General features: G+C 61.9%; 12 protein-coding genes. 7 read left to right on the forward strand and 5 right to left on the reverse strand.

Going from position 1 to position 16392, the window contains the following annotated elements; translation table 11 throughout:
• The first annotated feature begins 465 nt into the window (after positions 1-465).
• Positions 466-1794, forward strand: coding sequence for a M23 family metallopeptidase (locus tag RH950_RS08230; protein WP_350055570.1), 1329 nt, complete (start codon positions 466-468; stop codon positions 1792-1794).
• A gap of 67 nt (positions 1795-1861) precedes the next feature.
• On the opposite strand, the gene RH950_RS08235 is transcribed toward RH950_RS08230, so the two are convergent.
• Positions 1862-3160, reverse strand: coding sequence for an Aq_097 family APC-type transporter (locus RH950_RS08235; protein WP_350055572.1), 1299 nt, complete (start codon positions 3158-3160; stop codon positions 1862-1864).
• 155 nt (positions 3161-3315) lie between these two features.
• Between RH950_RS08235 and RH950_RS08240 the strand changes: the two genes are divergently transcribed.
• The 6 genes from RH950_RS08240 to RH950_RS08265 all read left to right on the forward strand — a co-directional run bounded on the left by RH950_RS08240 (position 3316) and on the right by RH950_RS08265 (position 11916).
• A complete protein-coding gene (locus tag RH950_RS08240; protein WP_350055574.1) occupies positions 3316-4239 on the forward strand; it encodes a methylenetetrahydrofolate reductase in 924 nt (307 codons plus the stop codon).
• 37 nt (positions 4240-4276) lie between these two features.
• Complete coding sequence (locus RH950_RS08245; RefSeq protein ID WP_350055576.1) at positions 4277-5182, forward strand: methyltetrahydrofolate cobalamin methyltransferase; 906 nt, start codon at positions 4277-4279, stop codon at positions 5180-5182.
• A 38-nt stretch (positions 5183-5220) separates the two neighbouring features.
• A complete protein-coding gene (locus RH950_RS08250) occupies positions 5221-7266 on the forward strand; it encodes an ASKHA domain-containing protein (RefSeq protein ID WP_350055578.1) in 2046 nt (681 codons plus the stop codon).
• 291 nt (positions 7267-7557) lie between these two features.
• Entirely contained in the window at positions 7558-8793 is a 1236-nt protein-coding gene (locus RH950_RS08255; protein ID WP_350055580.1) for an STAS-like domain-containing protein, read from the forward strand.
• A gap of 429 nt (positions 8794-9222) precedes the next feature.
• Positions 9223-10377 (forward strand): hypothetical protein, encoded by a 1155-nt coding sequence (locus RH950_RS08260; RefSeq protein ID WP_350055582.1) that lies wholly within the window; start codon positions 9223-9225, stop codon positions 10375-10377.
• A 405-nt stretch (positions 10378-10782) separates the two neighbouring features.
• On the forward strand, positions 10783-11916 hold the full coding sequence (locus RH950_RS08265; protein ID WP_350055584.1) for a M20/M25/M40 family metallo-hydrolase: 1134 nt from the start codon (positions 10783-10785) through the stop codon (positions 11914-11916).
• A gap of 42 nt (positions 11917-11958) precedes the next feature.
• On the opposite strand, the gene RH950_RS08270 is transcribed toward RH950_RS08265, so the two are convergent.
• The 4 genes from RH950_RS08270 to ugpB all read right to left on the reverse strand — a co-directional run bounded on the left by RH950_RS08270 (position 11959) and on the right by ugpB (position 16191).
• Complete coding sequence (locus tag RH950_RS08270; protein WP_350055586.1) at positions 11959-13029, reverse strand: sn-glycerol-3-phosphate import ATP-binding protein UgpC; 1071 nt, start codon at positions 13027-13029, stop codon at positions 11959-11961.
• Between the two features lie 12 nt (positions 13030-13041).
• Positions 13042-13890 (reverse strand): sn-glycerol-3-phosphate ABC transporter permease UgpE, encoded by an 849-nt coding sequence (gene ugpE / locus RH950_RS08275; protein ID WP_350055588.1) that lies wholly within the window; start codon positions 13888-13890, stop codon positions 13042-13044.
• Positions 13890-14771, reverse strand: coding sequence for a sn-glycerol-3-phosphate ABC transporter permease UgpA (ugpA, locus tag RH950_RS08280; protein WP_350055590.1), 882 nt, complete (start codon positions 14769-14771; stop codon positions 13890-13892). The genes ugpE and ugpA overlap by 1 nt, the downstream gene beginning before the upstream one ends.
• Before the next feature lie 103 nt (positions 14772-14874).
• Positions 14875-16191 carry a sn-glycerol-3-phosphate ABC transporter substrate-binding protein UgpB gene (gene ugpB / locus RH950_RS08285; protein WP_350055592.1) on the reverse strand — a complete coding sequence of 439 codons (1317 nt, stop codon included), beginning with the start codon at positions 16189-16191 and terminating at the stop codon, positions 14875-14877.
• Between the last annotated feature and the right edge of the window lie 201 nt (positions 16192-16392).

Genomic DNA, 16392 nt, shown 5'->3' on the forward strand with positions numbered 1-16392 from the left:
CCCCGAACCAAAATCCCAAACAAAACCAGAGACTTCGATCCCCGCCGCCGCGCCCCACTCAGTGGTCCGCTCCGCGACGGGAGGCGCCTTATACGACCCACCCACACAAACCGTCAAACACTTATTTGCAAAAAAATGACAGGACGGCGAAATTATCGCTGCCCGCCGCAATGTCCGGCCCTGTCCCCTATAGAGTGTCGGCACAGCGGACTGCCGGCAGGCTGCGCCGGCGGCCGGCAGAAGCACCGGGCAGGCTGCGGCGGCCTCACCTGCAGGAGACGGAAGAAGGGCCGCATGCCGGTGACGCCCAATCCGGCGAAAACCAGCCTGGAGATACATTCACGCTCTAACCCATCACCTCAGGATTGAAACGGCAGGACACTGATTCAATTGCCATCCTCCTTGACTTCAACGCCGGATCGAATCAGAATCTTCCGAAATACCTTACATTTCGGGATCGCTCACATGACACAACGGGTTCGTTCCCGCTCTGCCCTCACCGCCGGCATTCTCGGTTCCGTTCTGCTGGCCGGTATCGGCGGGTTCGCCATGTTCGGCACCGTCGGCGGCCCGGACAGCGACCCGACCACCGCCGAGGCATCTGGAAAGCTTCCCGGCGCCGGCAGTTTCGCCATCCCCTCCCCCGCAGGCAGCACCCCGACGCTCGAGACCCGCGCGGTCACGGTCGCGCGCGGCGATACCCTGATGAAACTGCTGACCAAGAACGCGGTCGACACGCGCGAGGCGCATGCCGCTATCGAGGCCCTGAGCGCAGTCTACAATCCCCGCCGCATGCAGATCGGCCAGCTGTTCGAACTGTCCCTGGAGAAACCCGCGGACAATGCCGACACGCCCAGCCTGGTCGCCCTCTCCTTCAAGGCAGACCCGGTCCGCACCATCCAGGTGCGCTACACCGACGACGGCGCCTATACGGCGGACGTCAAGGAGAAGGCGCTGCAGGGCGGCGATGCCTTCGGCGCCGGCACGATTGTCTCCAGCCTCTACGAAGCGGCCGTCGATGCCGACATCCCCGTCGCCGTGCTGCATGACATGATCCGGATCTTCAGCTTCGATGTCGACTTCCAGCGCGACATCCAGCCCGGCGACCGGTTCGAGGTGCTGTATGACGAGCAACGCACCGGCGACGGCACCGTGGTGCTGACCGGCGACATCACCTATGCCGCGATGACCCTGTCCGGCAAGGAGCTCGCCTATTACCGCTACACGCCGAAAAGCGGCGTGACGGATTATTTCGACCGCAAGGGCCAGTCCGTGCGCAAGACACTGATGCGCACCCCGGTCAACGGCGCCCGGCTGTCCTCCGGCTACGGCAAGCGCAAGCACCCGATCCTCGGCTTCACCAAGATGCACCGCGGCACCGATTTCGCCGCCCCCACCGGCACCCCGATCATGGCCGCCGGCGACGGCGTGATCGACTATATCGGGCGCAACGGCGCGTACGGCAAATATGTCCGGATCCGGCACAACAGCACCTACAAGACGGCCTATGCCCACATGTCCGGCTTCAAGCGCGGCCTGACCAAGGGATCCCGGGTGAAACAGGGCGAGACCATCGGCTATATCGGCACCACCGGGCGGTCCACCGGCCCGCACCTGCATTACGAAGTGCTGGAGAACGGCCGCCAGCGCAACCCGATGAGCGTGAAACTGCCGGCGGGCGAAAAACTGCGGGGCCAGGAGCTGAAACGCTTCGCCGCGGTGCTGCCGGGACTGGAGCAGCGCATCGCCGTTGCCCGGGACGACACCACACTGGTCGCCACCACCAGCGACTGATCCCGGCCGGGGCCGGTCGCCACACACTGTTTCGACATCATGGTGAACCTGAGACGCGCCGTTCCCGCTATTCGGCGGGAATGCCGAATATGGCGACGGCGGCGCAGGTCAGGGCGAGCAGCACACGCCACGCCACAGCCCCCACAGGGCCGCCGGCCTTCACCGTGGCCAGGGCGGCGATTGCGGCCTGCAGCATATAGTAGAGGGCGAAGGCCCGGCTGGCGAGGGCGATGACGCCGTAGATGTCGGTCTCCCACAGTACCAGCGCCGAGACGAAGACCAGCACCGGATAGACCTGGTGCCCGTTCAGCCGCCGTGTGGCGCCATGGGCCAACCCCGCACCGCCGATGGCATCTGCCACGGCGGCGCTGAACTGGCTGGCGACGGCCCCGAATGTCAGCGCCAGCGGCAGCAGGGGCGAGACCAGCAGGGCCGCATCCATCACCGCCGTCTCGCCCGCACCCTCCACCGCCGCATTCATCAGCGGCGACAGCAGGGCGAAGAAGGCGACATAGATTGCTGTCGCGGCGAGCTGGGCGTAGCGCATGGTCCGGACCCGCATTTCCCGGCCGAACTCCTCGCCGAGAAAGCGCGAGGTCTCGAAGCCCTGCACCATGATCAGCATGCCGAGCAGCACCGGCACGCTGCCCCAGCTCCCGCGCGGCTCCGGCGGCGAGACCGGCGCACCGTCCCACAGCAAACCGCCGGCATAGACGGCAAGCGTCACCAGGAAGCCGCCGATGATGGCCAGCTTCAGGACGACCACACCGGATTCGACCCGGATCACCTTGCGGATACCGCCCGACCAGCCGAGCCAGCCGATCAGGGCGAGCAGCGCCGTGGCGATCGCCTTCGCCAGCACCGGATCGGCGGTGCCGGTCAGGGCCTTCATGGCGAAGGCGCCGAGCAGCGCCAGGTAATAGGCGACGGAAATCACATAGGCGAAGAACAGGATGAATGCGCTCAGCCGCTCCAGCACCGCGATGTTGCGGGGCGGCACGGCCTGTTCCAGCAGCGGCTCGACATGCAGGATGTTGTAGCGGACGGCCCCGCCGATGGCCCAGGCAAAGGCGCAGAGCCCGGCGATCCCGAAGATGGCGCCGCCACCGAGCTCGCGCCCGAGCAGCGGGGCCGAGACCAGGAAACCGCTGCCGATGATCGAGGCCAAGGGCGCCACCATGGCCCGCCAGGTCTCGGACCGGCCGATCCGGGTAAACAGGATGGCCGCGAACAGGGCCAGGGCAGCAACGACAAAACTGGTTTCGATCATGGTGGAACAGCGTACCGGTCTGTGGAATGCCCCCGAAGGATAGGCGTCAAAAGCGACCGGCGCCATGGACACAAAGGCCGCACCGGCCGGGCGCATCCTGCCTGCAGAAATGACGCCGGGACGACAGATTCGTGAAGCGTGTCGCAAATGGAAGAAGTTGTGACGCCAGACAGCCATTGAAATCGCACAGCTGCTCTTAAATCCGGGGAAACCGCGTGATCGGGCGTGGATCGGATCCAGGGAGAGGTGCGATGGCTGCAGGCATGATGGATATCCAGGCTCTGGTGCGGGGTTTCTCTGTCGAGACCACGCCCGGCTCCGCCGCGAAAGTGGACGATTTCGGCGCCTTGCTGCCGGCCGGGACCGTTGTGAACGTGACCCAGCTGCCCGGCACCGCCCTGACAGACACCATCGCCGTCTGCAAACGGCTCCGGGCCGAAGGCATGGAGCCGGTGCCCCATATCGCCGCCCGCAGCCTGTCCGGCGAGGCCGAGCTTGCCAGCTATCTTGAAGGCCTCGTCGCGGAAGCCGGCGTGCGCGAAGTGCTGGTGGTCGGCGGCGGTGTGGACCGGCCGGCCGGCGCCTATGCCGAGACCATGGATGTGCTGCGCAGCGGCCGGCTTGAAGCGGCCGGTATCCGCAAGGTCGGCGTCGCCGGCCATCCCGAAGGCTCCCCCGACATCTCCGCCGACGGCCTCGCCACCGCCCTCCGCGCCAAGAACGACTGGGCCGCGAAGACCGGGATCGAGACCTATATCGAGACCCAGTTCTGCTTCGACGCGGGCGCCATCCTGGCATGGGAGAAGAGCATCCGCACCGCCGGCAACACCTTGCCGATCCATATCGGCGTGCCCGGCCTGGCCTCGCTCAAGACCCTGCTGAAATTCGCCCAGGTCTCCGGCATCGGCCCGTCCATGCGGGTGCTGACCCGGCAGACAAGGAACATCGCCCGGCTGCTCACCGTGCAGGCCCCGGACAGGCTGCTGGTCGGCCTGACCGACGGCATCCTGGCCGACCCGGACTGCCTGATCCGGCACCTGCATTTCTATCCGTTCGGCGGCCTTGCCAAGACCGTCTCCTGGATCGATCAGGTCGCGGCCGGCCAGTTCAGCCTCAACAGCAAGGGCGGCTTCGACACCGCCCCTTTGGCCGCACAGGCGGCAGCGGCTTCCTGACCCGCCTCGTCAGCCGCCTCAAGGGAGAAACACCGGAATGACCGATACCGTCATCAGCTCGGCGACGAAGGAAATCGTCATCGGCTTCGAGCGCCCCTTCTGCGTCATCGGCGAGCGCATCAACCCGACCGGCCGCAAGCTGCTGGCCGCCGAGATGGCCGCCGGCGACTACAGCCGGGTGCGGGCGGACGCCCTGGCCCAGGTCGAGGCCGGCGCCACCATGCTGGACGTCAATGCCGGTATCCCGATGGCGGACGAGCCGGCGATCCTGGCCGAGTCCATCAAGCTGGTGCAGTCCCTGACCGACCTGCCGCTCTCCATCGACAGCTCCATCGTCGCGGCGCTGGAAGCCGGTCTCGCCGTCTATCAGGGCAAGCCGCTGGTGAATTCGGTGACCGGCGAGGAAGAGCGGCTCGAATCCGTGCTGCCGCTGGTGAAGAAATACGGCGCCGCCGTGGTCGCCATCTCGAATGACGAGACCGGCATCTCCGAGGACCCGAACGTGCGCTACGAGGTGGCCAGGAAGATCGTCGAGCATGCCGCCGATTACGGCATTCCGCGCGAGGATATCGTGGTCGATCCGCTGATCATGCCGGTCGGCGCCATCAACCTCGCCGGCCGCTCCGCCTTCGACCTGATCACCCGGCTGCGCACCGAGCTGAAGGTGAACACCACCTGCGGCGCCTCCAACGTCTCCTTCGGGCTGCCGAACCGGCACGCCATGAATGCCGCCTTCCTCTCCATGGCGATCCATGCCGGCATGACCTCGGCCATCATGAACCCGCTGCATGCCGAGGAAATGGGCGCGGTGCTCGGGGCGGACGTGATGATGGGGCATGACCCGGAATGCCGCCGCTGGATCCGGCGCTTCCGCGAGCAGCCGGCGGAAGGCGAATCTGCCGGTGCCCGCGGCAACCGCGAACGCCGCCGCAGGCGGGCCTAGAGAATACAGGGAACTGGCAACAGCACAGAAACCGCACCATGAACGCACCCGCCGAGCCTGCCCCGACCCCGGAATTCCGGCAGGACGACGTCTATGTCGTCTTCACCCCGTCCGGACGGCGCGGTTTCGTGCCGCCCGGCACCTCCGTGCTCGACGCCGCCCGCGCCCTCGGCGTCGATCTCGACTCGGTCTGCGGCGGCCGATCGATGTGCGGGCGCTGCCAGGTGCAGCTCTCCGAGGGCGAGTTCGCCAAGTTCCAGATCACCTCGCGGGCCAGCAGCATCAGCCCCAGCACCAGGTCCGAGCAGCGCTATGCCGAGAAACGCGGCCTGAAGCCGGGCCGCCGGCTCGGCTGCAACGCCCAGGTGCTGGCCAATTGCGTCATCGACATTCCGGCGGAAAGCCAGGTGCACCGGCAGGTCGTGCGCAAGCGGGCCGAGGTCCGGGACATCGAGATCCGTCCGGTCACCCATCTGCATTATGTCGAGGTGCGCGAGCCCGACCTGCACGACCAGTCGAGCGATTTCCGCCGGCTCTGCGAGAGCCTGCGCGCGCAATGGCCGAACTGGGGCATCGCCGACGATATCAGCTGCGACCATGCGGTCATGACCATGCTGCAGAAGGCCCTGCGCGCCGGCCAGTGGAAGGTCACCGTTGCCCTGCGCGAGGGCAACCGGGTGGTCGGCGTCTGGCCGGGCCTGCGGGAGAAGATCTACGGCCTCGCCGTGGATATCGGCTCCACCACCATGTCCGGCCATCTCTGCGACCTGGCCACCGGTACGGTGCTGGCCTCGGCCGGCACCATGAACCCGCAGATCCGCTTCGGCGAGGATCTGATGAGCCGGGTCTCCTATGTCATGATGAATCCCGGCGGCGACGAGGAAATGACCCGCGTCGTGCGCGAGGCGGTGAACTATCTCGCCACCCAGACAGCGGCCGAGATCGCCGCCGGCTCGGACGAGATCGTCGAGATGGTGTTCGTCGGCAACCCGATCATGCATCACCTGATGCTCGGCATCGACCCGACGGAGCTGGGCGGCGCCCCCTTCGCGCTCACCGTCGATACCGCCGTCGAGCTGACCGCGGCCGAGCTGGACCTCTATCTGCATCCCGGCGCCCGGGTCTATGCCCTGCCCTGCATCGCCGGCCATGTCGGCGCCGACACCGCCGCCGTGGTGCTGTCGGAGACCCCCTACAAGCGGGACGAGATCAGCCTGATCGTCGATGTCGGCACCAATGCGGAGATCGTGCTCGGCAACCGGGACCGGCTGCTCGCCTGCTCCAGCCCGACCGGGCCCGCCTTCGAGGGCGCCCAGATCTCCAGCGGCCAGCGCGCCGCCCCCGGCGCCATCGAGCGGGTGCGGATCGATCCCGAGACCCTGGAGCCGCGCTTCCAGATCATCGGCAGCGATCTCTGGTCGGACGCGGAGGGTTTCTCGGGCGCGGTGGAAGAGCTCGGCATCAACGGCATCTGCGGCTCCGGCATCATCGAGGCCATCGGCGAGATGTTCCTGGCCGGCATGATCACCACCGACGGCATGATCGACGGCGCGCTGGCGGAAAGAACCGGCCGCCTGTTCCAGGACGGCCGCACCTTCTCCTACCGGATCAGCGACACGGTTTCGGTGACCCAGGGCGACGTCCGCGCCATCCAGCTGGCCAAGGCGGCGCTCTATGCCGGCGCCCGGCTGCTGATGGACCGGCTCGGCGTGGAGTCCGTCGACCGGGTGGTGCTGGCCGGCGCCTTCGGCAGCCATATCGACCCGAAATACGCCATGGTCCTCGGCATGATTCCGGACTGCGCGCTGGAAAACGTCGTCTCGGTCGGCAACGCGGCCGGCACCGGCGCCCGCATCGCCCTGCTGAACGGTCAGGCGCGGAAAGAGATCGAGTGGGTGGTGCGCACCATCGAAAAGGTCGAGACCGCCGTCGAGCCGCGCTTCCAGGAACATTTCGTCGGCGCCATGGCCCTGCCGCACAAGACGGACCCGTATCCGAAACTCTCAGCGGCGGTGAAGATGCCGGTGCCGCGGGTGGCGGCGCCGGGCGAAGATGGCGGGCGGCGGAGACGGCGGCGGGGGTAGGTCCGCGCCCGGCGCCTCCCCCACACACGGTCGTCATCCCGGCCGGAGAGCCGGGACCCAGCTTTTCATAGGGCAGTGACAGCGGCGATATGGATCCCGGATCACTAATTCCTGTCAGCGAATTATGTGGTGTAACCATTAATTCTAGTTGCCCCTTTGCTTCCAGTAAAAATTTTGACATTAATTACTGATGGTTGTCATATTAAATTACCGATAGTTGTCATATTAAGCGATGGACGCTTAACTAATAACGCTGGATTATTTTTGATAATTCGGTACAGGGAGGAAGTAATGGGAGTCACAAGTGAAGGAAATATATTGTCCGTTAACGGAGAATTAGATCATGATTCTTGCCTGAGGCTTCTCGCGGCAATGCACAATACTGTAGAAAGTAAAGGCTATAGAGATATTACTCTAGATTTTTCAAACTGTACTAAATCACTTGCCTCTGAGATGTTACCTATTTGTTGTCGTTCGCAATTATTTTGGAAAAATGGTGTTGATATAACTTTAATTCTTCCGTTGGAGAAAAGAATTAAATCCATATTTCTAAATGCAAATTGGGCTCATTTTATTGATTTTCGCTCATTTGAACCTAGTAGATACCGCGGTTATACACATGCACCGGCAATCAGATTTCAAAACGGAAAGGAACAAGCCAAAGCCGTTGATAAGGTTCTCGATGTTTTGATGGCAGCGCTCTCTCATTTCAATAGAAATGAAATACGATACATAGAATGGGCGTTAAATGAAGTTTCAGATAATGTAATAAATCATGCTGAATCCGAAATTGGCGGCCTTCTTCAGGTAGTAAATTATCGACAAAGAAAGCAAATAGAAGTATCTGTTTGTGACGGAGGCTTAGGTATCCCCGCAACTCTTAGGAGAACAAATCCAGAATACCGTACGGATGTTGAAGCTTTAGATGCGGCAATTAGAGAAGGCGTTACCCGAGACCCTCAGATTGGGCAGGGAAACGGACTCTATGGTACTTGGCGTATAGCTCAGAAGAGCGGCGGATCTATGCAGATAATTTCGAAATACGCACAATTAACCTCATCAGAAAGCAAGGGACTTCATACAAAAATAAACAGTGTCCCTATAAATGGAACTTTATTATCTGCAAGAATTGGGTATGGTGATGTAATAGATTTATCTGATGCTTTAGAATTTTCTGGAGATACACATATTCCTACTGATTATATTGATTTACACTATTTGCAAGATGATAATGGCAATATAACTTTTAATATAAACGAAGAATCTGATGGATTTGGGTCTCGGTCAGCTGGGGAACCAGTTCGAAGAAAGTTAATTAATTTAGTAAATATATTGGAATCAGGCTATGTAACGGTGGATTTTTCAGAGGTTCTATTGATTTCAAGTAGTTATGCCGATGAGGTTATAGGAAAACTATTTATTGAACTTGGGCCTCTTGATTTTATGAATAAAATTCAATTAAAAAATGTCGACAGCCTTGTAAAAAATCTTATTGATAGAGCAATAAGCCAAAGAATTAAGCAGTAATATTGAACTAAAATAACTAAAAGGATACGTTATTTTACCTACCCTCACCTCTCGACTCTCGACCGTCCCGCACCTGATGTGGGTTCTCATGATGAGGATTTTTCCCAAGAATCTTTAGTGTGGAATTAAGTGACGTGCCCCCTTAATTCGGCACACGGTCGCGGGCAAGAACTTCACCGCGCCCGTCCACGACGCACAACTCGGTCTCTTTCAGGGACACGTCCAATCCGACATACTGTTCCATGGTCACGCGCCTCTCATGGCCTATTGGGGCTGCTCAAACACAGACCCCGCACTATAGACCCGGAGCGTAACCAGCCGCGATTACGGCCATGTCCCCTTAATTTCCTTAATTCCAGGGGGAAGGCTTTCCCCTTCAGATCAATCTAATTAATGTCACCTAATGTGCCAAACTCGCCGGGGGGACACATGCCTGATACACAAGACGATCAGCCGGACCGGGACGCGCCATATATGGATCCCCGTGAGTATCTGACAACTCGGCATATCGTTGAGGCTGAGTTCGAAACGCTGCCACAAATCCCTAAAGCCAATCGCGAAGGCGCTATTCACAGGATTGAAGTGGCTGTCGAAATTTTAGTGTACCAATGCAGTTTCACAGACGCGGATCTTTACCAGCTCATCAGTGACTGGAAAAAAGAAAGTGATCTTCGGAGATCCGTAAATTTAATTACCCTCAAGAACCGTCTTAGAGAGAAGTATCTGAAGGGCTTTGTCGAATACTCTACTGATCAGGACGGTTCATTCGAACCGAGCGCCGCTAATTTTGAGAGAGCCCGAGAAGCACTCGCGGAGCTGGGCAAGGGTCTAAACAGGCTTCCGCCGCTGCAGACAGAGCATCAGTTCAGTTACTTCGTCGACCGGGTCCGGGAGTTGTCCAAGCATCAAGAACGCGGACTGGAAATCCATTTTAGGTACGAGACCGGAAGAATTGATGATGCACTCTTAGATATTCTCGAAGCTTTCACGCAGTTGGAGGGCCGCGAACCATCGCACCTGGATCTCGAAAATGATCGAGGTGTGGCGAACAAAGAGAGTGTGCAGCGATCCGACAACGCCGATAAGGGTGCGTATACGCACCCTAATAAGCCAGCTCGGAGTGCCGTAGTTTCGAACGTCATGGAACGCGGTGATGAAATAGCCAAATCGGCGGCGGAATCCGTGCAAGCAATGCGGATCGTGCTGTCCGTTCTCGAGGAGCGTCGCTCGAACGACCCGGCAGAGAGCGAGCTCAAAGAGCAGCTGACACTGCTGATCGAAAAGATCGAGGAAACCCGCGCTGCAACTGAGAAAGCGGCCGAGACGGGAGCCATCGAGGATGCGGTAGTCGCGGCAGAAACGATCGAGAAGAGCAAGACAGTCTGGGATGCCGCCGTTCGTCGCATTGTGGACATCGGTCTGAACTCCGCCGGCGCGATCTCGTGTTTCGCTGTCGCCCTCGGCGCGACGGCAACGTTCGCCGCGGCCGGGTTTGCTATTCCGCCATTGGCTGCGTTGACGGTATCGGCCGGTTTCTTCGGCGTATCCGCATTGATGGATAATCTGCCAGGGCAAAAGGAATGATCTAGAGAACGAAATCGTTGCCGTATTAAAGGATTTACAGGGACAAGCGAATCAACTCGCCGGTTATTTTCGTAGCCACGCACCCCTAGCCGAGTTGAAGAGTGCCATTGCTCATTTCCCTCCCCGACCGTCACCCCGGGGCAATTAAAGGGACACCCGACTCATTCTCCCTGTGAACTCCGCAGCCACATGATCCTGAAAAAATTCGGGCGTGCGCCGCCAATTTCCTCAATTTCCTCCTCGACCCTCATCCCGGCCGAAGAGCCGGGATCCAGCTTTTAATATGAGCGTGACAGTGGTCATATGGATCCCGGATCACGTCCGGGATGACGGATTGCGGTCTGCGATTTGAGTATCCTGTCCCTTCTTTCTGCCTTCTCACTCCCCGACCCACGGAGAACCCCCATGGATTTCAACGCCCTGCCCTTCGACTCAGATGCCATGTGCGAAGGCCTCCGCCCGTGGATCGAATGCGAGAGCCCGACCCATGACGCGGCGGCGGTGGACCGGATGATTGATCTTGCGAGCTATGACCTCGCGGCCATGGGCGCCAGGATCGAGCGCATTCCCGGGCGCATGGGCCTGGGCGGCTGCGTCCGCGCCAGCTTCCCGCATCCGAAGGCGGGCGCGCCGGGCATCCTGATCGCCGGTCACATGGATACGGTGCACCCTGTCGGCACACTTGCCACACTCCCCTACCGGCGCGAGGGCGGGAGGTGCTGGGGGCCCGGCATTCAGGACATGAAGGGCGGCAACTACCTGTCGCTCGAAGCGATCCGGCAACTGGCCGCGGCGCAGATCGAGACGCCGCTGCCCGTGACCGTGCTGTTCACCCCGGACGAGGAGATCGGCACGCCCGCGACCCGGGAGCTGATCGAGGCCACGGCGCGGGCCCAGAAATACGTGCTCGTCCCCGAGCCGGCCCGGCCCGACGGCGGCGTCGTCTGGGGCCGCTATGCCATTGCGCGCTTCAACCTCCGGACCACCGGCACCCCGATCCATGCCGGCGTCGACCCGCGCCTCGGGCGCTCGGCGGTGCGGGAAATGGCCCGGCGCATCCTCGAGATCGAGGAGATGAGCACCGACAGCTGCACCTTTTCGGTGGGCTGCGTGACCTCGGACCAGCTGCACGTCAATTGCGTGCCCTCGGGCTGCGCGGCCGAGGCCCTGTCCATGGCCAAGCGGCAGCAGGATCTGGATGCGGGCGTGGAGAAGATGCTGGCGCTGAACACTCCCGACGGAGACGTGGGCTTTCACGTCGCCCGCGGCGTCACCCGCCCGGTCTGGGAGCCGAGCGCAGCCGACACGGCTTTGTTCGAGCATGCGAAAAGCCTCGCCGCGGATCTGGGCTTCGAGATCACGGCCCATATGGCGGGCGGCGGCTCGGACGGCAATTTCACCGGCGCCATGGGCATCCCGACCCTCGACTCCCTCGGCGTGCGCGGCGCCGGCCTGCATACGCTGGATGAGCATATCGAGATCGAGAGCCTGGCCGAACGGGGCAAGCTGATGGCCGGGCTGCTGGCGACGCTGCGCTGATGCCGAGGCCGCGCGGGGACGGGCCGGGCAAATGATCCGTCCCTAGAGCCGCGCGGTGCTTTCCGGATCGAACAGATGAATGGCGCTGTTGGCGGCGAGCGTGACCCGGTCCGAGTCGACGGTGAACTGGCCGCCGACGCGCACCGTCACCAGATTGCCGGTCTCCCCGTCGAGATGTCCGTGGATCAGCGTGTCTGCCCCCAGATGTTCGACCAGATCGATCTCGAGAGCGAGGCCGGTGCCGTCCCCGGTCGGGCTCAGGTCCTCGGGCCGTATGCCAAGGATCACGCGGCGGCCGGCAAGGTCCGGGCGGGCGGACGGCAGGGCGACCGCGGCGCCGGAGGCGAGCGCCAGAGAGCTGCCGTCCCCGGAGACCGTGGCGTCGAACTGGTTCATCGAGGGCGAGCCGATAAAGGTCGCGACAAAGGTCGTCGCAGGCCGTTCGTAAAGCTCGATCGGGGTCCCGATCTGCTCGGCCCGTCCGCCGTTCATCACCACCAGCCGGTCGGCCATGGTCATCGCCTCGACCTGATCGTGGGTGACATACAGGCTGGTAATGCCGAGCCGCCGCTGCAGGCGCTTGATCTCCACCCGCATCTGAACCCGCAGTTTGGCATCCAGATTGGACAGGGGCTCGTCGAACAGGAAGACCGCCGGCTCGCGCACGATCGCCCGTCCCATGGCCACGCGCTGGCGCTGGCCGCCGGACAGCTGGTTCGGCCGGCGGTCCAGCAGCGCACTCAGCTCCAGGATGTCCGCCGCCTCGCGCACCCGCCGGTCGATCTCGGCCCGCGCCATGCCGCGATTCTTCAGCCCGTAGGCCATGTTGCCCCGGACCGTCATGTGCGGATAGAGCGCGTAGTTCTGGAACACCATGGCGATGTCCCTGTCCGCCGGCTCCAGCTGGTTCACCGTGCGGCCGGCAATCTCGACCTCTCCGGCGGTGATGGTCTCGAGGCCGGCGACCATGCGCAGCAGGGTCGACTTGCCGCAGCCCGACGGGCCGACCAGAACGATGAATTCGCCGACGGACACGTCCAGGTCCATGCCATGGATGGCCTGGAAACCGTTCGGATAGGTCTTCTCGACGCCGCTGAGGCGCAACTCCGCCATGATACCCGACTCCTACTTTTCTGTTTCCACGAGGCCCTTGACGAACAGCTTCTGCATGACGACGACCACAATCACCGGCGGGACCATGGCCAGCATGGTGGTGGCCATCACCAGGTTCCAGAGCGGCAGCGACTCCGCTGCCTGCACCATCCGCTGGATGCCCATGACCACCGTGTAGAAACTCTCATCGGTGGTGATCAGCAGGGGCCACAGATACTGGTTCCAGCCATAGATGAAGAGGATCACGAACAGGGCCGCCACATTGGTCCGGGACAGCGGCAGCAGGATGTCGACGAAGAACTTCCACGGCCCGGCGCCGTCGATCCGGGCCGCCTCGGCCAGCTCCTCCGGGACCGTCAGGAAGAACTGCCGCAACAGGAAGGTCGCCGTGGCCGAGGCGATGAGCGGCAGGCTGAGACCGGCGTAGGAATTCAGCATCCCCAGATCGGCAACCACCTGGAAGGTCGGCATGATGCGGACCTCGACGGGCAGCATCAGGGTGACGAAGATGATCCAGAAACAGGTCATCCTGAAGGGGAAGTTGAAATAGACGATCGCGAAGGCGGCGATCAGCGAGATCGCGATCTTTCCCAGCGCAATCGACAGAGCCATGATGAGACTGTTCAACAGCATCACCCCGACCGGTATGCCGCCGGCGTCCTCCACGCCCGCGCCGAGCACGGTGCCGTAATTCTCGAACAGGCGATCACCCGGCCACATCGGGATGGTGCCGTCCATGATCGCCTCGATCGGATGGGTCGAGGCAACGAAGGTGATCCAGATCGGCAGCACCGTGATGGCGATGCCCAGGAGCACGACGAGGTGCGACAGCACCGTGAGGAAGGGGCGGTTCTCGACCATCAGTATTCCACCTTCCGCTCGATATAGCGGAACTGCACCACGGTGAGGCTGATGACGATGGTCATCAGGATCACCGACTGGGCCGCGGATCCGCCCAGATCGAGCCCGATAAAGCCGTCGCTGAACAACTTGTAGACCAGGATCTGCGTGGCGCCCGCGGGGCCGCCTTCGGTGGTCGCATGAATGATGCCGAAGGTATCGAAGAAGGCATAGACCACGTTCACCACCAGCAGGAAGAAGGTGGTCGGCGACAACAGCGGGAAGATGATGGTCCAGAACCTTTTCGCCGGACCCGCCCCGTCAATCGCCGCCGCCTCGATCAGCGAGCGGGGGATCGCCTGCAGGCCGGCCAGAAAGAACAGGAAATTGTAGGCCACCTGCTTCCAGGACGCGGCGATCACCACGAGGGTCATGGCGTCTCCGCCGTCGAGATAATGGTTCCATTCGTATCCGATGGAGCGCAGCAGGTAGGCATTGATGCCGACCACCGGATTGAACATGAAGAACCAGAGCACGCCGGCCACCGCGGGGGCGACGGCATAGGGCCAGATCAACAGGGTCTTGTAGGTCGAGGCCCCCTTGATGGTGCGGTCCGCCATGACCGCGAGCAGCAGCGCGATGCCCATCGAGACGGCCGCGACCGACAGGCTGAACATCGCGGTGATCCAGAACGATTCCAGATAGAGCGGATCGGCGAACAGGTCCTCGAAATTCTCGAACCAGACGAATTCAGTCGACAGGCCGAACGCATCCTCCACCAGCAGCGACTGGTACAGGGCCTGCACCGCGGGCCAGATGAAAAAGACAAAGGTGATCAGAAGCTGCGGCGCCAACAGCACGTAAGGCAGCCACAAGTTTCTGAAGGTAACGCGTTTGATCACGGAGTTATTTCCTGCAAAACGATCGGGTGGAGCCGGCCAGCCATCGCCGGCTCCACCGCATTCCCGGCATCCCGCCTAGCTGGCGGCGGGACGCCCGGTCACGTCAGTCGTTGGCTTTCTCGAACTTGCGAAGCAGCGCATTTCCTCGCGCCGCCGCGGTATCGAGGGCATCCTTCGCCGATTTGGAGCCCGCCCAGACCGCTTCCATCTCCTCGTTGATGATGTCGCGGACCTGAACGAAGTTGCCGAAGCGCAGACCTTTCGAATTTGCGGTCGGCGTGTTCAGGCTGAGCTGCTGGATCGCCGTGTCCGTGCCGGGATTCTTGTCATAGAACCCCTGATTCCGCGACAGATCGTAGGCGGCCGTGGTGATCGGAACGTATCCGGTCTCCTGGTGCCAGCGGGCCTGCACTTCCGGGGAGGCCATGTACTTGAAGAACTCGGCAACTCCCTTGTACTCGCCCTTCGGTTTGCCGGCGAGAACCCACAGCGTGGCGCCGCCGATGATCGAGTTCTGCGGGGCCTTGGCCACATCCGTGTTCAGCGGCAGCAGGGTCTGGCCGAAGTTGAACTTGGCCTGCTTCACGATGCTGCCGTAATAGGCCGAGGAGTTCATCCACATGCCGCATTCACCGTTGGTGAACATCGGCAGGCTTTCACCGCGCCGGCCGCCATACTGGAACAGATTCTTGGACTGGCTGTCCGCGATCTGCTGCAGCATGCCGGCGACATGGTCGTTGTTGAAGGTGAACTCGGTATCGAGGCCGGTGAAGCCGTTCTCCTTGGTGCCGATCTGCAGATTATGCCAGGCCGAGAAATTCTCGATCATCACCCAGGATTGCCAGCCGAAGGAGAAGCCGCATTTCATCCCGGAGGCGACCAGCTTCTCGGAGGCATCCATCACCTCGGCCCAGGTCTTCGGCGGCGTTGCGCCGGCCTTGTCGAGCGCGTCCTTGTTGTACCAGAGCACAGGGGTCGAGCTGTTGAACGGCAGGGACAGCAGCTTGTTGTCGGGCGTGGTGTAATAGCTGATCACCGCCGGCAGATAGTCCGCCTGGTCGAACGCGGTCCCCGTCTCTTCCATCATCTGGTGGACCGGATAGATCGCTCCCTTGGCGGCCATCATGGTCGCCGTTCCGACCTCGAAGACCTGGACGATGTGCGGGTGCTGTTTGGCCCGGAAGGCGGCGATCGCCCCGGTCATCGTCTCGGTGTAGTTGCCCTTGTAGACGGGGACCACCTTGTATTCGGACTGCGTGGCGTTGTAGCCCTCCGCGATTTCATTCACGAGCTCGCCATTGCGGCCGCCCATGGCATGCCACCACTGGATCTCCGTCGCGGCCCATGCTTCCGAGGCCATGAGCAGAGAGAGCGCCCCTGCTACGCCCGCGAACAGTGATTTGGATTTTGATTTTCGCATTGTCGTTTCCCCAGACAGTGGTTGTTTCAACCGGTTTTTGCCGCATCTCCCGTCAACGCCGTGCGCTGCCCGCCAGACTTCGGGCGAACAGTCAGAGGCGATCCGTATGGATGCGTTCCCTGCAGACTAATACGATGACAGTTTTATGACGAGCACGGAAACGCGTTTCATCGCCGGGGAGGCGCGCGCCACGGCTCCCCC

The sequence above is a fragment of the Nisaea sp. genome (assembly GCF_040217065.1).
GTDB lineage: Bacteria > Pseudomonadota > Alphaproteobacteria > Thalassobaculales > Thalassobaculaceae > Nisaea.

Coding starts and splice junctions, on each gene's coding strand:
- RH950_RS08230 (WP_350055570.1), top strand. CDS start 466: ATGACACAACGGGTTCGTTCCCGCTCTGCCCTCACCGCCGGCATTCTC.
- RH950_RS08235 (WP_350055572.1), bottom strand. CDS start 3,160: ATGCGCCCGGCCGGTGCGGCCTTTGTGTCCATGGCGCCGGTCGCTTTT.
- RH950_RS08240 (WP_350055574.1), top strand. CDS start 3,316: ATGGCTGCAGGCATGATGGATATCCAGGCTCTGGTGCGGGGTTTCTCT.
- RH950_RS08245 (WP_350055576.1), top strand. CDS start 4,277: ATGACCGATACCGTCATCAGCTCGGCGACGAAGGAAATCGTCATCGGC.
- RH950_RS08250 (WP_350055578.1), top strand. CDS start 5,221: ATGAACGCACCCGCCGAGCCTGCCCCGACCCCGGAATTCCGGCAGGAC.
- RH950_RS08255 (WP_350055580.1), top strand. CDS start 7,558: ATGGGAGTCACAAGTGAAGGAAATATATTGTCCGTTAACGGAGAATTA.
- RH950_RS08260 (WP_350055582.1), top strand. CDS start 9,223: ATGCCTGATACACAAGACGATCAGCCGGACCGGGACGCGCCATATATG.
- RH950_RS08265 (WP_350055584.1), top strand. CDS start 10,783: ATGGATTTCAACGCCCTGCCCTTCGACTCAGATGCCATGTGCGAAGGC.
- RH950_RS08270 (WP_350055586.1), bottom strand. CDS start 13,029: ATGGCGGAGTTGCGCCTCAGCGGCGTCGAGAAGACCTATCCGAACGGT.
- ugpE (WP_350055588.1), bottom strand. CDS start 13,890: ATGGTCGAGAACCGCCCCTTCCTCACGGTGCTGTCGCACCTCGTCGTG.
- ugpB (WP_350055592.1), bottom strand. CDS start 16,191: ATGCGAAAATCAAAATCCAAATCACTGTTCGCGGGCGTAGCAGGGGCG.